The 18,187-nt window shown below is 59.7% G+C and carries 14 protein-coding genes; 3 read left to right on the top strand and 11 right to left on the bottom strand.

Going from position 1 to position 18,187, the window contains the following annotated elements; genetic code table 11:
* Positions 1-53: 53 nt before the first annotated feature.
* The 3 genes from BLU63_RS03920 to BLU63_RS03910 all read right to left on the bottom strand — a co-directional run bounded on the left by BLU63_RS03920 (position 54) and on the right by BLU63_RS03910 (position 4,802).
* Positions 54-863: a putative RNA methyltransferase gene (locus BLU63_RS03920; protein ID WP_083374918.1), complete on the bottom strand. Its 810-nt coding sequence runs from the start codon at positions 861-863 to the stop codon at positions 54-56.
* A complete protein-coding gene (dapE, locus tag BLU63_RS03915; RefSeq protein WP_010462857.1) occupies positions 863-2,014 on the bottom strand; it encodes a succinyl-diaminopimelate desuccinylase in 1,152 nt (383 codons plus the stop codon). Before dapE ends, BLU63_RS03920 begins: the two co-directional genes overlap by 1 nt.
* Before the next feature lie 196 nt (positions 2,015-2,210).
* The gene (locus BLU63_RS03910; protein WP_010462855.1) at positions 2,211-4,802 is read right to left on the bottom strand and encodes a glycosyltransferase; all 2,592 of its coding nucleotides are present in this window, start codon (positions 4,800-4,802) and stop codon (positions 2,211-2,213) included.
* Between the two features lie 217 nt (positions 4,803-5,019).
* Between BLU63_RS03910 and tcdA the strand changes: the two genes are divergently transcribed.
* Positions 5,020-5,832, top strand: coding sequence for a tRNA cyclic N6-threonylcarbamoyladenosine(37) synthase TcdA (gene tcdA / locus BLU63_RS03905; RefSeq protein WP_010462854.1), 813 nt, complete (start codon positions 5,020-5,022; stop codon positions 5,830-5,832).
* Between the two features lie 88 nt (positions 5,833-5,920).
* Here tcdA and BLU63_RS03900 read toward each other — a convergent pair whose 3' ends face one another.
* The 4 genes from BLU63_RS03900 to BLU63_RS03885 form a co-directional block, all read right to left on the bottom strand.
* Complete coding sequence (locus tag BLU63_RS03900) at positions 5,921-6,325, bottom strand: SufE family protein (RefSeq protein WP_010462851.1); 405 nt, start codon at positions 6,323-6,325, stop codon at positions 5,921-5,923.
* Positions 6,322-7,527 carry an aminotransferase class V-fold PLP-dependent enzyme gene (locus BLU63_RS03895; RefSeq protein WP_083374917.1) on the bottom strand — a complete coding sequence of 402 codons (1,206 nt, stop codon included), beginning with the start codon at positions 7,525-7,527 and terminating at the stop codon, positions 6,322-6,324. The genes BLU63_RS03900 and BLU63_RS03895 overlap by 4 nt, the downstream gene beginning before the upstream one ends.
* Before the next feature lie 148 nt (positions 7,528-7,675).
* Positions 7,676-8,710, bottom strand: a complete 1,035-nt coding sequence (gene dapD, locus BLU63_RS03890) for a 2,3,4,5-tetrahydropyridine-2,6-dicarboxylate N-succinyltransferase (RefSeq protein WP_077748325.1) — start codon at positions 8,708-8,710, stop codon at positions 7,676-7,678.
* Between the two features lie 33 nt (positions 8,711-8,743).
* On the bottom strand, positions 8,744-9,106 hold the full coding sequence (locus BLU63_RS03885) for an ArsC family reductase (RefSeq protein ID WP_010462846.1): 363 nt from the start codon (positions 9,104-9,106) through the stop codon (positions 8,744-8,746).
* Positions 9,107-9,317: 211 nt separating this feature from the next.
* Between BLU63_RS03885 and BLU63_RS03880 the strand changes: the two genes are divergently transcribed.
* Complete coding sequence (locus tag BLU63_RS03880) at positions 9,318-10,952, top strand: Na+/H+ antiporter (RefSeq protein ID WP_010462844.1); 1,635 nt, start codon at positions 9,318-9,320, stop codon at positions 10,950-10,952.
* 23 nt (positions 10,953-10,975) lie between these two features.
* Here BLU63_RS03880 and BLU63_RS03875 read toward each other — a convergent pair whose 3' ends face one another.
* The 4 genes from BLU63_RS03875 to map all read right to left on the bottom strand — a co-directional run bounded on the left by BLU63_RS03875 (position 10,976) and on the right by map (position 16,947).
* Entirely contained in the window at positions 10,976-11,719 is a 744-nt protein-coding gene (locus BLU63_RS03875; protein WP_083374916.1) for a M12 family metallopeptidase, read from the bottom strand.
* 370 nt (positions 11,720-12,089) lie between these two features.
* Positions 12,090-13,289, bottom strand: a complete 1,200-nt coding sequence (dapC, locus tag BLU63_RS03870; RefSeq protein WP_077748327.1) for a succinyldiaminopimelate transaminase — start codon at positions 13,287-13,289, stop codon at positions 12,090-12,092.
* Positions 13,290-13,411: 122 nt separating this feature from the next.
* Positions 13,412-16,114, bottom strand: coding sequence for a [protein-PII] uridylyltransferase (locus BLU63_RS03865; RefSeq protein ID WP_010462838.1), 2,703 nt, complete (start codon positions 16,112-16,114; stop codon positions 13,412-13,414).
* 50 nt (positions 16,115-16,164) lie between these two features.
* The gene (gene map, locus BLU63_RS03860; RefSeq protein WP_010462836.1) at positions 16,165-16,947 is read right to left on the bottom strand and encodes a type I methionyl aminopeptidase; all 783 of its coding nucleotides are present in this window, start codon (positions 16,945-16,947) and stop codon (positions 16,165-16,167) included.
* Between the two features lie 373 nt (positions 16,948-17,320).
* On the opposite strand from map, the gene rpsB reads away from it, so the two are divergent.
* Positions 17,321-18,058: a 30S ribosomal protein S2 gene (gene rpsB / locus BLU63_RS03855; RefSeq protein WP_007907989.1), complete on the top strand. Its 738-nt coding sequence runs from the start codon at positions 17,321-17,323 to the stop codon at positions 18,056-18,058.
* Positions 18,059-18,187 lie beyond the last annotated feature (129 nt).

Raw genomic sequence — 18,187 nt, 5'->3', positions numbered from 1 at the left:
AAAAATCCATTCGCGGATTTAGCCGGCCTCAAGCTGTTGCTCAAGACCAAAAATTATTGAAGTACGAAATAATCGTAGCGCATCGACACGGTGACCTCGAACGGCTCCGCCTGCTCGATGACCGCCGTCCGGCGTTCGGCACTGGCACGCCAGCCGTGTGGCGTCATGGCCAGCAGGTTGGCGCGATCCTGGCCATTTGAAAGTGTCAGTTTGAACTCCAGGGATTCGCTGTGTTGCAGCGCCATGCCTTCCGGCACCAGGGCCAGATGCTTGTCGTCGGTGTATTCACGGACTTCGTCGTACAGCCGCTCGCGCAATTCCATCAGGTGGCCGCTGGTCGGCCCGACTTTCATCAAGCCGCCGCCGGGGCTGAGCAGGCGTTTGGCTTCTTCCCAATCCAGCGGACTGAAGACGCTGGCGAGAAACTGGCAGCTCCCCGAGGCCAACGGCACCCGGGCCATGCTGGCGATCAACCAGGTCAGCTGCGGATTGCGTTTGCAGGCGCGTTTGACTGCTTCGCGGGAGATGTCCAGTGCATAGCCATCGGCATTGGGCAGGGCTTCGGCAATTTGCGCGGTGTAGTAACCCTCGCCGCAACCGATGTCCAGCCAGCGCTGGGGCGCGTACTGCGCGGCCAGTTCGGCCAGGCGCTTGGCCACCGGCGCGTAATGGCCGGCGTTCAGGAAGTCGCGACGGGCCTCGACCATGGCGAGGTTATCCCCAGGGTCGCGGCTGTTCTTGTGCTGCACTGGCAGCAGATTCAGGTAACCCTGCCGCGCACGGTCGAAACGATGCCCGGCGGGGCAGGCCACGCCGTTGTCCACCGCGTTGAGCGGTTCGCTGCAGATCGGGCAGGCGAGCATCAGGCGAGCAACTTGATCAGGGTCTGGTAGTAGATTTCGGTCAGCACATCGAGGTCGGCGGCCAGTACACGCTCGTTGACCTGGTGAATCGTCGCGTTGACCGGGCCCAGTTCAACCACTTGGGTGCCCATGGTTGCGATGAAGCGCCCGTCGGAGGTGCCACCGCTGGTGGAGGCTTTGGTTTCACGCCCGGTGATGTCCTTGATGCTCGACGCCACGGCATCCAGCAATGCACCCGGCTCGGTCAGGAACGGCAGGCCGGACAATGCCCAGTCGATGTGCCAGTCCAGGCCATGTTTGTCGAGGATGTCGGCGACGCGCTTTTGCAGGCCTTCAACGGTGGACTCGGTGGAGAAGCGGAAGTTGAACACCGCCACCAGGTCGCCCGGAATCACGTTGGTCGCGCCGGTGCCGGAATTGACGTTGGAAATCTGGAAACTGGTCGGCGGGAAGAAATCGTTGCCGTGGTCCCAATGCTCGGCGGCCAGTTCGGCCAGGGCCGGGGCAGCGAGGTGGATCGGGTTCTTCGCCAGGTGTGGATACGCCACGTGACCTTGCACACCGCGAACGGTCAGCTTGGCACCGAGTGAACCGCGACGGCCGTTCTTGACCACGTCACCCACCAATGTAGTGCTCGATGGTTCGCCGACGATGCACCAGTCCAGACGTTCCTTGCGCGCGGCGAGGCGTTCAACCACGGCCTTGGTGCCATGGTGCGCCGGGCCTTCTTCGTCGCTGGTGATCAGGAACGCGACCTTGCCCTTGTGATCCGGGTAGTCGGCGACGAAGCGCTCGGCGGCCACGGTCATGGAGGCCAGGCTGCCTTTCATGTCGGCCGCGCCACGACCGCAGAGCATGCCGTGTTCGTCGATCAGCGCGTTGAACGGGTCGATCTGCCAGGCAGACACCGGGCCGGTCGGCACCACGTCGGTGTGTCCGGCGAAGCACAGCACCGGGCCGTCGTGTTTACCGTGGGTCGCCCAGAAGTTATCCACATCTTCGATGCGCATCGGCTCCAGGGTGAAACCGGCATCGCCCAGGCGCTGCATCATCTGCTTCTGGCAATCGGCGTCGACCGGCGTCACGGACGGACGGCGGATCAGGTCGATGGCGAGTTGAAGGGTCGGCGAAAGGTCGGCGTGGGCCGTCATGTAAGACTCCGGAGCTTTATTTGTAGGAGCGAGGCTTGCCCGCGAAGAACGATAGTGAGGTGTATCTGTTACACCGAGTCGCTTCATTCGCGGGCAAGCCTCGCTCCTACAGGAATTGAGGCAAGGCGCGCAAAATGGCGGTTATCTTAAAGCAAAACGGCGGCCATTGGCCGCCGTTTAGTGCATCTGTACTGATTTAGACAGCCGGTGCGGTCGCGGCTTCGGCCACCGGTTTCGGCAGCGAAGACAGGAACGCCATGATCAGCGCCGCCAGGTACGGCAGCGACTGCACCAGCAACATGGTCACCCAGAAGCGCATGTCGTTGCTCGGCATGCCGTTCACCAGGTAAATCCCCAGCGCCGCACCCCACAACAGCAGCATGATGAACACCTCTTCGCGCGCCTCCGAAATCGCCACCCAGAAGCCGTGGTTATCGGCGTTCTTTGGTGTGCGGAAAAACGGAATGCTGCTGGTGAAGAAACCGTACAGCACTGCTTTGGCGATGGTGTGCGACAACGCCAGCCCGGCCAGCGCCGCGCAGAACGCATCCTTGAGGTTGACCCCGACCGCACGACGGTAGAGGAAGATGATCTTGCCCACCTTGAATACGAACAGCGCCAACGGCGGGATGGCGAAAATCAGCAACGGCGGATCGACCCGCTGCGGCACGATAATCATCGCCGCCGACCACAACAGGGCGCCCACGGTGAAGAAGATGTTCATGCCGTCCGCTACCCACGGCAACCAGCCCGCGAGGAAGTGGTAACGCTGGCCACGGGTCAGCTCGCTGCCTTTGCCGCGCAGCAGGCTGGTGGTATGACGCTTGATGATCTGAATCGCACCGTAAGCCCAGCGGAAACGCTGTTTCTTGAAGTCGATAAAGGTATCGGGCATCAGGCCTTTGCCGTAGCTGGTGTGGTAATACGCCGCCGACAGGCCTTTTTCGAACACCCGCAGACCCAACTCGGCGTCTTCACAGATGCACCAGTCGGCCCAGCCCAGTTCCTCGAGCACCGAACGTCGGGTCATGGTCATGGTGCCGTGCTGGATGATCGCGTCACGGTCGTTGCGGGTGACCATGCCGATGTGGAAGAAGCCTTTGTATTCCGCGTAGCAGAGCTTCTTGAACGTGCTTTCGTTCTGATCGCGGTAATCCTGCGGCGACTGCACCACGGCGATTTTCGGGTCGGCGAAGTGCGGCACCATGTGCTTGAGCCAGTTCGGGTCGACGCAGTAGTCCGAGTCGATCACCGCAATCACTTCGGCATCCTTGGCGGTGTGCGGAATCAGGTAATTCAGCGCGCCACCCTTGAAGCCGGCCAGTGGCGCGACGTGGAAGAACTTGAAACGCGGGCCCAGGGTTGCGCAGTAATCGCGCACCGGTTCCCAGACCGCCGGGTCCTTGGTGTTGTTGTCGATGATCAGGACTTCGAAGTCCGGATAGTCGAGGTTGGCCAGGGCGTTGAGGGTCTGTTTGACCATCTCCGGCGGCTCGTTGTAGCAAGGGACGTGAATCGACACTTTCGGTCGGTAGTCCGATTCGCCCACCACCGGCAGGAATTCGCGCCGACGCTTGTGGGTCCAGACCGCTTCGGCCAGTTCATGCGCCTCGGTCAGCAATACGATAAAGACCCCGAGTGCGCCCAAGGCAAGGAGAAATCCTATCGTCAGGCTGAACCAGGTGCTGTATTGCAGGCTGTAGTCGTAACCGATCCACACCAGCACCGATCCGCAGAGGAAGGCGATAAAGGTCAGGAAGGTACGGCCGCGTTGACGCAGCGCCGAGCCGTCGATCATCAGCAGGGTCAGGGACAGCAGCGCCAGGACCACCGAGCCGACCGCCAGCACGCGCCATTGCGGAATCGCGACAACCGGGCCTTCGAAGTTGAATTTCTGCTGGCGCGCGGCGTTGAAAACACCCCAGTAAGCGCCCACCGAACCTTCGTCGCTGGCCTTCCAGGGTTGGTCAAACGCTTCGATCACGAAATAGTTGAAACCCTGGCGGTTGAGCTTGTTGACCAGCGTGCGCAGGTAAATCGCCTGGTCTGCCGGCGACGCATCGGCGCCTCCGCGCATACGGCCGTTGCTCGGCCAGCCGACTTCCGACAGCAACAGCGGTTTTTTCGGGAACATCTTTTTCAGATCACGGGCACGGTCGAGTACGAACTGCCCGGATTGCTCCATCGGCACATGTTCCCAATACGGCAAGACGTGGGCAGCGATCAGGTCGACGTGCTTGGCCAGGCTCGGGTTTTCTTCCCATACGTGCCATTGCTCGGACGTGGTCACCGGCACTTTCACTGCCGCGCGGACGCGATCCAGAATGATGCTGAGTTCCGCGGCGGTAATTTCCTTACGGAAGATCGCCTCGTTGCCTACAACCACGCGAACCACGCTGCGGGAGGTGTTGGCGAGTTCGATGGCACGCAGGATCTCACGCTCGTTGCGTTCCTCGTCCGGGCTGATCCAGATACCGAGGGTGACCCGCAGGCCGAATTCTTCCGCCAGTTTGGGAATGTCTCCCAGGGAGCCGTCGACCGAGTAAGTACGGATGTTGTCCGTCAGCTTGCTCATGATCTCCAGGTCGCGACGCATTTCATCGTCGGTCGGGTATTGCTCCTTCTGCGGATACTGGCCTTGCTGGAACGGCGAGTACGAGAAGCCGGAGATCTGTTCGGGCCAGTTGGGGGCGGTGACCGGGCGATTGATCAGCGCCCAGAAGCCGGTAAACAAGGCGGCGATGGCGAGCACCACGACCAGGTTGAGTCCAAATTTACGCGATGACATAGCTATTTCAGGTTCCAAAGGCTGTGGAACGAAGGACCGGTCGGCGTGTGCCAAGGGGCGCGCATCCTACACCGGGCATTCCCTGAGCGTATAGCTGACAGGGAAATGCCCTACGTTTGGCAATCCCGTTTCGCATAAGTTCTTACACTTGTCGCGGGAACTTAGATCTTGTCGCTGTCTGGCCCTATAATGCGCGCCGGTTTTTGGGGTTATGGTCATGAGTACAGAAGATCCGCGGTTTGCAGGCATCGCCCGTTTGTATGGCATCGAAGGCTTGGAGCGTCTGCGCGCAGCCCATGTGGCCATCGTCGGTGTCGGTGGCGTCGGTTCCTGGGCAGCGGAAGCCATTGCCCGTTGTGGCGTCGGCGAGATTTCGCTGTTTGACCTGGACGACGTTTGCGTCAGCAACGCCAACCGCCAACTGCACGCGCTGGACAGCACTGTCGGCAAACCCAAAGTCGAGGTGATGGCAGAGCGGTTACGCGGGATCAACCCGGACTGCACGGTGCACGCGGTGGCGGATTTTGTGACGCGCGAGACCATGGCCGAGTACATCACGCCAAACATCGACTGCGTGATCGATTGCATCGACAGCGTGAATGCCAAGGCAGCGCTGATCGCCTGGTGCAAGCGCCGCAAGATCCAGATCATTACTACCGGCGGGGCAGGCGGGCAGATCGACCCGACACTGATCCAGGTCTGCGACTTGAACCGCACCTTCAATGACCCGTTGGCATCGAAAGTGCGCTCGACCCTGCGCCGTGACTACGGCTTCTCGCGTACCGTGACGCGTCATTACAGCGTGCCGTGCGTGTTTTCGACCGAGCAACTGCGCTATCCGAAACCGGATGGCAGCATCTGTTTGCAGAAAAGTTTTGTCGGCGATGGCGTGAAGCTCGACTGCGCCGGCGGGTTTGGCGCAGTGATGATGGTGACGGCGACGTTCGGCATGGTCGCGGCGACCAAGGCTGTGGATAAAATTGTGGCGGGTGTACGGCGGCCGGCGGATCGGGTCAAGCCTGAGGTTTAAGGTTGCAGTTGTCGGCCTCATCGCGAGCAGGCTCGCTCCCACAGGGGAACGCGTTCCAATGTGGGAGCGAGCCTGCTCGCGATGGCGATTAACCAGCCAACTCATTCATCCGCTGCAGCACCGCATTGAGGCCATTACTGCGCGAAGGCGACAGTTGCCGCGAAAGCCCAAGCTGATTGAACCACTCCGGCAAATCCACCTGGCGCAACTCATCCGCCGACAAGCCGTTGACCCGCGCCAGCAGCAACGCCACCAACCCGCGAATCAACCGCGCATCGCTGCTCGCTGCAAACTGCCAGTGACCGTCATTCAACGAACCCACCAGCCACACCTGACTTTCACAGCCATGCACGCGGTTGGCGTCGACTTTATCCACATCACTCAACGCAGGCAGACGGTCGCCCCATTGCATCAGCAGCCGCGCCCGCTGCTCCCAACCGGCGGCAGCCTGAAAGGTGTCGAGTGCCATGACGGCATCAGCCGGTAAGCTCATCGCAACAACTCCAGCGCCTGATCCAGCGCTTCAAAGAACCGTTCGAGGTCTTCGGAGTCGTTGTACAGCGCCAACGACACCCGGATCGCCCCGGCCAGTTCGAAGCTTTTGAGCAACGGCATCGCACAGTGATGACCGGCGCGCACGGCGATGCCCTGTTCGGTCAGCAAATGCGCCAGGTCAGAGTTATGCACACCCTCGACGACAAAACTGGCCAACGCCAATTGCGGTTTGCCCAGCAGTCGAATGCCATTACGCGCTTCAAGCCCCTTTAATAAATAGTCATGCAGCGCCGCTTCATGGGCCGAGACCGCGTCCTGATCAAGCCCCGCGAGATAATCCAGCGTCGCCCCCAGGCCGATCACACCGGCAATCGGCGGAGTACCGGCCTCGAAACCCAGAGGCGCGGGGCGAAAGCGTGCGCTGTGGTAATCCGCATCCAGCACCATTTCACCGCCGAACTGCCAATGGCGCAGTTGTTTCAGCGCCTCATGGCGACCGAACAGCACGCCCAGACCGTCGGGGCCATAGAGTTTGTGGCTGGAAAATACATAGAAGTCGCAACCCAGCGCCTGCACGTCATGCCGACCATGAACCACGCCTTGCGCGCCATCGACCACGGTCAACGCGTCGTGCGCCTTGGCCATCGCCAGCAAGGCGGGTAACGGCTGCCAGACACCGAGCACATTCGACAGCTGACTGACCGCCAGCAAACGGGTTCGTGGGCCGATCAATTGTGTGGCGGCGTCGAGGTCGATCACCCCGTCGGCGTCCAACGGCAGGACCACCAGTTTCAAGTCGCGCCGGTGCGCCAGTTGCTGCCACGGCAGCAGGTTGGCGTGATGCTCCAGGGCGCTGATGACAATCTCATCGCCCGGATTGAATAGATGCTCAAGGCCATAGGCCAGGAGGTTCAGCGCGGAGGTCGCGCCGTGGGTAAAGATGATCTGCCCGCAATCGCCGGCATTCAGCCATTGCGCGACTTTGCTGCGGCTGGCCTCGAATGCCTGGGTGGCATGGGCGCCGGGCAAGTGTTGCGCCCGATGTACGTTGGCCGCGCCGTTGGTGTAGTAATGCGTCAGCGCATCCAGCAAGGCTTGAGGTTTTTGCGTGGTGGCGGCGTTATCCAGATAGGTCTGGTCTTGCCGTTGGAGCGCGGCGATAGCCGGAAAGTCGGCGCGCCAGGGAGAGAGAATCATCATGCTGTCGGGCCCTGGTCAACATGGGCGGGTGAACACCTGACCTGATGGTCTGGTCTACGCCGAACCTGTAGGCGCGAAGCTTTTGGCGGCCTCAAGGGCCCCTTCGCGAGCAAGCTTGGCTCCTACAGGGTATTCCGTGTGACGCCGCTTAGTTGTGAGCGTGCAGCGCTTCGTTCAGTTCGATCGCCGATTTGTGGGTTTTGCATTCCACGGCACCGGTTTCCGAATTGCGACGGAACAGCAAGTCAGGTTGGCCAGCGAGTTCACGGGCCTTCACGACTTTCACCAGCTGGTTCTTTTCGTCCAGCAGTGCGACTTTGGTACCGGCGGTCACGTACAGGCCCGACTCGACGGTGTTGCGATCGCCCAACGGAATGCCGATACCGGCGTTCGCGCCGATCAGGCAGCCTTCGCCCACCTTGATCACGATGTTGCCGCCGCCCGACAGGGTGCCCATGGTCGAGCAACCGCCACCCAGGTCAGAACCCTTGCCGACGAAGACGCCAGCGGAAACGCGGCCTTCGATCATGCCCGGGCCTTCGGTGCCGGCATTGAAGTTGACGAAACCTTCGTGCATCACGGTGGTGCCTTCGCCGACGTAGGCGCCCAGACGAATTCGTGCCGCGTCAGCGATACGCACGCCGGCCGGAACCACGTAGTCGGTCATTTTCGGGAACTTGTCTACCGAGAACACTTCCAGCAGCTCGCCGCGCAGACGGGCTTCCAGTTGATGCTCGGCCAGTTCGGCCAGGTCGATGGCGCCCTGGCTGGTCCAGGCTACGTTCGGCAGCAGCGGGAACACGCCCGCCAGGTTCAGGCCGTGCGGCTTGACCAGACGATGGGACAGCAGGTGCAGCTTGAGGTAAGCCTCAGGCGTGGAGGTCAACTGGGCGTCTTCGGCCAGGATGGTCGCGACCAACGGCTTGTGGCTCTCGGCCAGACGGGTCAACAGGGCGGCTTGTGCCGCATCGACGCCTTTCAACGCTTCAGCCAGTTGCGAGGCCTGAGCGGTAGTGAAGGCGATGGCCTGATTGCCTTCGGTGTAGCCCAGAACCGGCGCGATGGCCGCGACCAGTTCGGCCGACGGGTTAAGCAGTGGCTGTGCGTAAAACACTTCCAGCCATGCGCCTTGACGGTTTTGAGTGCCGACACCAAAGGCCAGGCTGAACAGGGTAGTGGACATGTAAATACCTCTAACAAAATTGAACGGGCAGGCTTACTTGAGCGCCGCCGCGTAGATATCTGGCTTGAAGCCAATCAGGGTTCGGTCACCGAGATCGAGCACCGGGCGCTTGATCATCGAGGGTTGTGCGAGCATCAGTTCGATCGCTTTCGCTTGGTCGAGATCGGCTTTGCGTTCGTCGTCGAGCTTGCGAAAGGTCGTGCCTGCACGGTTCAACACCACTTGCCAGCCGTGCTCGTCGCACCATTGGGTCAGGTGTTCACGGTCGATTCCGGCCGTCTTGTAATCATGGAAGTCATAGCTGACAGCGTGTTCATCGAGCCAGGTGCGCGCCTTTTTCATGGTGTCGCAGGCTTTGATGCCGAAAAGGTGCAACGTTTTGCTTGAAACGGTCAAGGAATTGCCCCCTTTGCAGGTGCTGGAAATAAAAGGTGAAGGATTATGCCATGACCGGACGGTTTCGCGGCGGCCGCGGTCGTTTAGTCATCGTAAGCCCGCTGGGTTTGCGCTGTTTCAGGGTGATGCGACATTGGTGCAACGGTCAGCCCGCAGTCTAAGCGGCTAATATGGCACTTCAATGCTGTCGATTACCTGGGAACCGCGCTTTATGCAAACCGCCTACACCGTCCTGATCCTGCTGATGCTGGTGGGCCTTTCACGCCTGATCGGACGGGTGATCCCGCTGCCGTTGCCCTTGGTGCAAATTGCCGCGGGTGCGTTGCTCGCCTGGCCGACCCTGGGTTTGCATGTGGCGCTGGATCCGGAATTGTTTCTCTTTCTGTTCCTGCCGCCGCTGCTGTTCTCCGACGGCTGGCGTATGCCCAAACGTGAACTGTGGCGCCTGCGCGGGCCGATCCTTACCCTGGCGGTGGGGCTGGTGTTGTTTACGGTGGTCGGCGCTGGCTATTTCATACACTGGTTGTTGCCGAGTATTCCTCTGCCGGTGGCCTTTGCGCTGGCGGCCGTGCTGTCGCCGACGGATGCCGTGGCGGTCTCGGCGATTTCCCAGAACCGTTTGCCGACGCCGCTGATGCACATGCTGCAAGGCGAGGCGTTGATGAACGATGCCACGGGCCTGGTGACGTTCAAGTTTGCGTTGGCCGCAGCGGTGACCGGGGTGTTTTCGCTGGCGAATGCCAGTGTGACCTTTGTGCTGGTGGCGCTCGGCGGCCTGGCCGTCGGTGTGGCCTTGAGCTGGCTGGTGGGACGCCTGCGTTCCTGGATGATCGCTCGCGGCTGGGATGATCCGGCGACGCATGTGGTGTTCATGTTGCTGCTGCCGTTCGCGGCTTATGTGCTGGCTGAGCGTCTTGGCGCTTCCGGCATCTTGTCCGCCGTGGCTGCGGGGATGATGCAGAGCTGGCTCGACCTGCTCCCGCGCCAGACCAGCACTCGATTGCTCAACCGCAGCGTCTGGTCGTTGCTTGAGTTTGCTTTCAACGGCTTGATCTTCCTGCTGCTGGGATTGCAACTGCCGGACATCATCAAGGCGGTGGTCAGCCACGAAACATCGCTATGGCCGACGTTGCTGTATCGCTGTCTGGACGTAGTGGCGATTTTTCTGGTGCTGCTGTTGTTGCGGTTTGTCTGGGTGCAGAGCATCTGGCGCTTGTCTGTTTTGCTGCGACGCCTGCGCGGTAAAGGCGAAGTGACTCAAGTGCCGACCGCGCGCTCCTGCTGGCTGCTGACGGTCGGTGGCGTACGCGGGGCGGTGACACTGGCAGGCGTGCTTTCGGTGCCGCTGCTGATGGGCGGCGACGCATTCCCCGAGCGGGATCTGCTGATCTTCATCGCCGCCGGGGTGATTCTGCTGTCCCTGATCGCCGCCTGCATCGCTTTGCCGCTGTTGCTGCGCGGCATCGAAAAAAGCCCTGACGACAAGCGCCGCAATGAAGTGCGTGATGCCTGGCGCAAAACCGCTGAAGCGGCGATTCATGCACTGGAAGTCGAGGAAGCCAAGCCCGCGGATGCGGCCGAGGCCGCGTTGGCCGTCGAACTCAAAGCGCGGATCATGTCCGAATATCGGCATCAACTGGAGGTCTTCAATGACTCGGCCGAGGCCCAGGCATTGGCCTTTCAGATGGACTTGCTGGAGCGGCGTCTGCGGTTGAAGGCGCTGCGAGCGCAGCGCCTGGAGTTGTACAAACTCAGTCGTCATCACCAGATTGGTGATGACGTGTTGCGAGAAGTGTTGGGTGAGCTGGATTTGAGTGAGGCCAACCTGGGTCAAGTGAAGGCATGAGCGAAGGGTCGACCTGACGGTTTTCAGCGTGGGTAAACCGAGCTGATGAACTTGATATCTTGCTCGGACAGTTGGTTGTTTTGAGGGACTTCGATCTTGTCCCACATGACACTCGCAGGAAAGGCGTAGTGCATGATTGATTTCGGGTCGTAGGGTGTTTGCCGGGTGTGGCTGTAATCAAATTTTTTCAGGACATTCCGGTAAATCTCTTCTTCGGTCCAGCCGTGTTCTTTGAATTCGCGATAGAGAGCGGATAAATTCCAGTCCAGTGGCGCGTCGGGATGCTGATGTTCATGTTCAACCCCTAGTGCATGGCCGAACTCATGCATGGCAGCTACCGTGAAAAAAGAAGACTGGTAGTCGGTGCCCAGCACCATTGTGGGCAGGTGCGGGAGAATGTTTCGTGCGTCTGTCCCAATGACAGAGCTGCCTGCGCCATCTTTGAAGTGAGACAGTAATATTCGTATGTCCCCGTCATACAACTCGTCGTTATCGTCCAGCTCGATGAATTCAAAGTTCAGGTTTACGTGGGGCGCCCATTGGTTGATGGCGGCGACGACGGTCTGGAACATGGCTTCGTCATAGCGTGTGATAGCAATGCGCAGCGTTTGGCCGTTGGTCCAGAATTTGGCGGGCGCCGCGACGCTTCGTGTCGTGCGGGAAAGGGAGTTGCCAATAGCCTCGTGATCGAGTGCTTCGGAGGCGTTAGTAGTAGAGCCGGCATCGTTGAGGCTGTAAGTACGGCAGCAGGGTTTTGGGATATTCATATATTATTGCTACTTGTGGGTGTTTAAATATTTTGATGTTTTTAAGGTGCAAAAAAAACTGCTCGCATGGCAGTTACATGTGTTTTGCGTTCGATAAGTTGTAATTGATATAAAGGCAAGTAGCGAATATTGTGGTGTTTCAGTATGTTTTGGTTTGATGGTGTTGTGTTGTGCGTCGTGAATACTAAAGGTTATTTGTGTGGTTATATATTTAGGAGTGGCTATATATGCTGGGTGGTTTCTTTTATTTCGAGTATGCAGAAGTGCTACTGGTAAGAAGTGCATTCAAGTAATTTGAATGTCTGTAACGGGGTGAGTTCGGCTTTATAAACAAGCCCCGCGCCATGGGGTATGGCGCGGGGTGTCAGTGTTATTTATGACGCGTAATAAAGGCGCGGATGCGTTCTGCGGCTTCTATGCATTCTGCCAGTGGCGCAACCAGCGCCAAGCGTACACGGCCTGCGCCCGGGTTGAAGCCATCAACTGCGCGGGACAGATAAGAACCCGGCACCACGGTCACGTGTTCTTCCACAAACAGATCACGGCAGAACGCCTCGTCATCGCCTTCAACATTCGGCCACAGGTAAAAACCACCATCCGGACGCTGCACATCCATCACCGGGCTGAGGATTGCCAGCACCGCATCGTACTTCTCGCGGTACAGCGCACGGTTGGCGCGCACATGTACTTCGTCATTCCACGCGGCGACGCTGGCCAGTTGGGTTTGAACGGGCATAGCGCAGCCGTGGTAGGTGCGATAGAGCAGGAAGCCCTTGAGGATGTCGGCGTCACCGGCGACAAAACCTGAACGCAGGCCCGGCAGGTTGGAGCGCTTGGACAGGCTGTGGAACACCACGCAGCGTTTGAAGTCCTTGCGGCCCAGTTCCACGCAAGCGCTGAGCAGGCCCGGCGGCGGTGTCTGTTCGTCGAAATACAGCTCGCTGTAGCATTCGTCAGCGGCGATCACGAAGTCGTATTCGTCAGCCAGGGCGATCAGTTTTTTCAGGGTGTCGAGCGGAATCAGCGCGCCGGTCGGGTTGCCTGGCGAGCACAGGAACAGGATCTGGCAGCGTTTCCAGATGTCCGGCGAGACAGCGTCGAAATCCGGGTTGAAGCCGTTTTCGTCCAGGCACGGCAGATAGTGCGGCTTGGCCCCGGCGAGGAATGCCGCGCCTTCGTAGATCTGATAGAACGGATTCGGGCTGACCACCAGCGCGTCTTCGCCACGGTTGACCACGGTCTGGGTGAAGGCAAACAGTGCTTCTCGGGTGCCATTGACTGGCAACACGTTGCGCGCCGGGTCGAGCCAGCCGGTCGGAACGCTGAAGCGGCGTTCACACCATGCAGCGATAGCTTCACGCAGGGCGGGAATGCCGAGGGTGGTCGGGTACACGGCCATCTGATCCAGATTGCTTGCCAGGGCTTCAGCGACAAAACTTGGCGAACGGTGCTTCGGTTCGCCGATGGACAGCGCGATGGCGCGCTTTTCCGGGTTTGGCGTGACGCTGCCGAGCAGGGCGCGGAGCTTCTCGAACGGGTAGGGCTGCAACTGGTTCAGAGCGTTGTTCATGAGGGGGCCTCGTTCATTGTGGGAGCGAGCCTGCTCGCGAAGGCGGTGTGTCAGAAACGATGATGTTGACTGACCCTCCGCTATCGCGAGCAGGCTCGCTCCCACAGGGGAAAATTGTGAGTTCAGATACTGATGCGTGACAATTTGATATCGGGTTCGTTACTGACGGTCAGCTGTTCAACGATCGCATCTTGCAAGCGGGTACACAGCAGCGGGTCGGACAATGGCTGGTTGTTCGCGTCGGTGATAAAGAACACGTCTTCCACGCGTTCGCCCAAGGTCGCAATCTTGGCGTTCTGCAGCGACAGGTCGAACTCGAGGAAGATCGTGCCGATCCGCGCCAGCAGACCCGGACGGTCCGGAGCACTGAGTTCCAGCACCGTCACCGGACGTTGAGCGTCGTTGTGGATCGTCACCTGTGGCGCAAACGCGAAATGCTTGAGCTGACGCGGCACGCGGCGCTGGATGATGGTCGGGTAGTCGTCCGGGTTGCGCAGGGCTTCGGTCAGACCCTCGCGGATCTGTTTGACCCGCGCCGGGTTATCACCGATCGAGTCGCCGTCAGTGTCGAGCACGATATAGGTGTCGAGGGTGAACTGGCTGCTGGAGGTGATGACCCGGGCGTCGTGAATGTTCAGGTTGAGCTGGTCCATCGCGGCCACGGTCACGGCGAAGAAATCATGCTGGTCAGGTGCGTAGATGAAGATCTGCGTACCCCCCTCGAATTCACGCTGGGTGGTTTCCTTGATCAACACCAGCGGCCCGCCATCGGCCGGTTGCTGGAGGATCGCGTCACTGTGCCAGGCGACGTCGCCGGCGGTGTGACGCAGGAAGTAGTCATCGCCCAGTTGCGACCACAGCTGTTCGACATCGTCCGGGTCGGTACCGCCGCGCACCAGGATATCCAGGGCGGCGCTCTGGGTCTGGCGGATCTGCATTTCGCGGTCCACCGGGTTTTCCAGGCCGCGTCGCAAGGCGCGCTTGGTCTCGGTGTAGAGCTGGCGCAAGAGGCTGGCGCGCCATGAGTTCCACAGGGTCGGGTTGGTGGCGTTGATGTCGGCAACGGTCAATACGTACAGGTAGTCGAGACGGGTTTCGTCGCCGACGGCCTGGGCGAAATCGTGGATTACCTGCGGGTCGGACAAGTCCTTGCGCTGGGCGGTGGTCGACATCACCAGGTGATTCTGCACCAGCCAGACGATCAGGCGAGTGTCCCATACCGGCAATTGGTGGCGCTGGCAAAAGGCTTCGGCATCCACCGCGCCGATTTCCGAGTGGTCGCCATGCCGGCCTTTGCCGATGTCGTGGTACAGGCCTGCCAGGTAAATCAGCTCGGGCTTGGGCAGCTTGGCCATGAGCTTGCTGGCCAGCGGGAATTTTTCCGATACCTGGGTGTACTGCAACTTGCGCAGGTGCTTGATCAGATTCAGGGTGTGGGCGTCGACCGTATAGATATGAAAGAGGTCGTGTTGCATCTGCCCGACAATGAAGCCGAACTCCGGCAGGTAACGCCCGAGGATGCCGTAGCGGTTCATCCGGCGCAGGTTGCGGTGGATACCGATCTTGCACTTGAACAGCTCGATGAACAGGCTGGTGTTGCGAATGTCGTTGCGGAAATCGTCGTCGATCAGGTGACGGTGCTCGCGCAGCAGACGAATGGTGTCGGCGCGCACGCCTTTGATTTCCGGTTGCTGGGCCATCAGCACGAAGATCTCGAGCATGGCGAACGGCGTGCGACGGAACACGTTGTCGTTGCGCGCTTCGATATAGCCATCGTGTAGCTGGAACCGCGAGTTGATCGGCTGCGGCGGCGCTTCGTCTTCCGGGGCGAGGATGACTTCTTCGAAGTGCTGAATGATGAGGTCGCTGAGCTGGGCAATGCTCATGACCACCCGGTAATACTGCTGCATGAAGTTTTCGATGGCTTGCTTGGCGTCATCGCCCTCGAAACCCAGTAGCCCGGCAATCGAGCGCTGGTGGTCGAACAGCAAGCGGTCTTCGGAACGACCGGCGAGCATGTGCAGCGCGTACCGGACCTTCCACAAAAACTCCTGGGACGAGGCGAGCAGGGCGTTTTCGCTTTCGACCAGAAAGCCTTCGCCAGCCAGTGCTCGCAGGTTCAGGGTGCCGTATTCGCGACGGGCCACCCACAGAATCGTCTGAATGTCCCGCAGGCCGCCGGGCGAACCTTTGACGTTGGGTTCCAGGTTGTATTCGGTGTCGTTGTATTTGTGGTGACGGGCCTTTTGCTCGGCACGCTTGGCCAGGAAGAACTCCTTGCTCGGCCACATGTGCGCGGTGCTGGTGACGTCAAGCATGCGTTGGCGCAAACGCTCGGGACCGCAGATGGTGCGGCTTTCCATCAGGTTGGTGACCACCGTCAGGTCGGCGCGGGCTTCAATGGCGCATTCGTCCACCGAGCGAACGCTCTGGCCGACTTCCAGGCCGATGTCCCACAACAGCGTCAGAAAACGCTCGATGGAATCGCGGAAAACTTCGTGATCGGCGCTGTCCAGCAGGATCAGCAGGTCGATGTCGGAATAAGGGTGCAACTCACCGCGACCGTAGCCACCGACCGCGACCAGCGCGATGTCGGCGTCTTCGCTCCAGTTGAACTGCTCCCAGGCTTTTTGCAGGATGTTATCGACGAACCAGGCGCGATCCTCGATCAGCCGGCGAATGTCCCGGCCGCTGCGAAAGCGCCCGTCGAGCACCTCGCGGGCCTGGCGGATCGCCTTCTTGAAGGCCGCGATCGGGCTTGCCTTCAGGGCCAGTTCAGCCTGGAACTGGCCGCGGTCGAAGAGTTCGGGATCCACCTGCGGCATCGATTGGCTTTCCTATCTATCTATTAGGCTGGGAGCTGCCTGGGTTCGGATCAGGCCGAAACGCGCGGGATGGTGTCATCGGCGCGCAAGGTGAAGATCTCGTAACCGGTCTCGGTCACCAGCAGGGTGTGCTCCCACTGGGCCGACAACTTGCGGTCCTTGGTGATCGCGGTCCAGCCGTCGCCCAATACCTTGGTGTCAGCCTTGCCCTGGTTAATCATCGGCTCGATGGTGAAGGTCATGCCCGCTTTCAGCTCCATGCCGGTGCCGGCGCGGCCGTAATGCAGGATTTGCGGCTCTTCGTGAAACACCTTGCCGATGCCATGGCCGCAGAACTCGCGAACCACCGAGAAACCGTTCTTTTCAGCGTGTTTCTGGATGATTTCACCGATGTCGCCCAGGCGGCAGCCGGGTTTGACGATCTCGATGGCCTTGTACATGCATTCCTGAGTCACTTGCGACAGGCGCTCGGCCCAGACCGGCACGCTGCCGACGTGGAACATGCGGCTGGTGTCGCCGTGGAAACCGTCCTTGATGACGGTGACGTCGATGTTCAGGGTGTCGCCATCCTTCAGCGGCTTCTCGTTCGGGATGCCGTGGCAGACCACGTGGTTGATCGAGGTGCAGATCGACTTCGGGTAGCCTTTGTAGTTGAGCGGGGCAGGGATGGCTTTCTGCTCGTTGACGATGTAGTCGTGGCAGATGCGGTCCAGCTCTTCGGTGGTGATCCCCGGCTTGACATGTTCGGCAATCATTTCCAGCACATCGGCGGCCAGTTTGCCGGCGACACGCATCTTTGCGATGTCCTCGGGGGTTTTGAGGGTGACGGTCATACAGGCTCTCTCTGCGCTCAATGGCGCTTGCTAAAACGAAATGGGCATTGCGCGTTCGATCTTCGCGGCCCTGAAAAACGCAATTCTAACAGACGATCAGCGCAAATCTGAGCCTCTGTGCATCGCTTCTCTCTATAGATTGGCGCATTCTTGGGCGATTCCAAGTGCGCGGTTGAAGTCACGCATCAGGAATTGAGAATCCGGGTTCCGTTTTTTGCATCCCTGTGATATAAAATGCGCCGCTTTCCGGGGATACCCCGAAAGGCTTAAATCCACACACGTGTCGACACGATGACCTGGGTGCCTTCAGCTGATGCTGCTGGTTGGTCATTGGGATACGTGGAGGCCAAACCCGACTTATTAAGGAACTATCATGTCCCAAGTCAACATGCGCGATATGCTGAAGGCCGGTGTGCACTTCGGTCACCAGACCCGTTACTGGAACCCGAAAATGGGTAAGTACATTTTCGGCGCGCGTAACAAGATCCACATTATCAACCTTGAAAAAACCCTGCCAATGTTCAACGAAGCTCTGACTTTCGTAGAGCGTCTGGCCCAGGGCAAAAACAAGATCCTGTTCGTCGGCACCAAGCGTTCCGCTGGCAAGATCGTTGCTGAAGAAGCAGCACGTTGCGGTTCGCCGTACGTCGATCACCGCTGGTTGGGCGGCATGCTGACCAACTTCAAAACCATCCGTGCTTCCATCAAGCGTCTGCGTGACCTTGAAGTGCAAGCCGAAGACGGTACTTTCGCCAAGCTGACCAAGAAAGAAGCGCTGATGCGCACTCGCGATCTTGAGAAGCTCGATCGTTCCCTGGGTGGTATCAAGGACATGGGCGGTCTGCCAGACGCTCTGTTCGTTATCGACGTTGATCACGAGCGCATCGCGATCACCGAAGCCAACAAGCTGGGCATCCCGGTTATCGGCGTAGTCGATACCAACAGCAGCCCGGAAGGCGTTGACTACATCATCCCAGGCAACGATGACGCAATCCGCGCTATCCAGTTGTACATGGGTTCGATGGCTGACGCAGTCATCCGCGGTCGCAACCACGTTGCTGGCGGCACCGAGCAGTTCGTTGAAGAAGCTCCGGCGGCTGCAGCTGAGTAATTGACGCCCTGGCGTTGACTCAGTAAGCAAAAAGGGGGCTTGGCCCCCTTTTTGCCACCTCGAAAACCGTTTGTGGGCAGCGCAGCTACAGCCTTTGTAACGTGCAGCCGCTAACAAATGGGGTCGGGA

Origin of the sequence: Pseudomonas mandelii, assembly GCF_900106065.1 — a bacterium.
Taxonomy (GTDB): domain Bacteria; phylum Pseudomonadota; class Gammaproteobacteria; order Pseudomonadales; family Pseudomonadaceae; genus Aquipseudomonas; species Aquipseudomonas mandelii.
This window is presented reverse-complemented; position numbering and strand designations above follow the sequence as displayed.

Excerpts from the sequence above, each read along its gene's own strand:
- BLU63_RS03920 (WP_083374918.1), bottom strand. The coding sequence starts at position 863 with ATGCTCGCCTGCCCGATCTGCAGCGAACCGCTCAACGCGGTGGACAAC.
- BLU63_RS03875 (WP_083374916.1), bottom strand. The coding sequence starts at position 11,719 with ATGAATATCCCAAAACCCTGCTGCCGTACTTACAGCCTCAACGATGCC.
- BLU63_RS03880 (WP_010462844.1), top strand. The coding sequence starts at position 9,318 with ATGCAAACCGCCTACACCGTCCTGATCCTGCTGATGCTGGTGGGCCTT.
- tcdA (WP_010462854.1), top strand. The coding sequence starts at position 5,020 with ATGAGTACAGAAGATCCGCGGTTTGCAGGCATCGCCCGTTTGTATGGC.
- dapE (WP_010462857.1), bottom strand. The coding sequence starts at position 2,014 with ATGACGGCCCACGCCGACCTTTCGCCGACCCTTCAACTCGCCATCGAC.
- BLU63_RS03900 (WP_010462851.1), bottom strand. The coding sequence starts at position 6,325 with ATGAGCTTACCGGCTGATGCCGTCATGGCACTCGACACCTTTCAGGCT.
- BLU63_RS03910 (WP_010462855.1), bottom strand. The coding sequence starts at position 4,802 with ATGTCATCGCGTAAATTTGGACTCAACCTGGTCGTGGTGCTCGCCATC.
- dapD (WP_077748325.1), bottom strand. The coding sequence starts at position 8,710 with ATGTCCACTACCCTGTTCAGCCTGGCCTTTGGTGTCGGCACTCAAAAC.
- BLU63_RS03865 (WP_010462838.1), bottom strand. The coding sequence starts at position 16,114 with ATGCCGCAGGTGGATCCCGAACTCTTCGACCGCGGCCAGTTCCAGGCT.
- dapC (WP_077748327.1), bottom strand. The coding sequence starts at position 13,289 with ATGAACAACGCTCTGAACCAGTTGCAGCCCTACCCGTTCGAGAAGCTC.
- map (WP_010462836.1), bottom strand. The coding sequence starts at position 16,947 with ATGACCGTCACCCTCAAAACCCCCGAGGACATCGCAAAGATGCGTGTC.
- BLU63_RS03895 (WP_083374917.1), bottom strand. The coding sequence starts at position 7,527 with ATGATGATTCTCTCTCCCTGGCGCGCCGACTTTCCGGCTATCGCCGCG.
- rpsB (WP_007907989.1), top strand. The coding sequence starts at position 17,321 with ATGTCCCAAGTCAACATGCGCGATATGCTGAAGGCCGGTGTGCACTTC.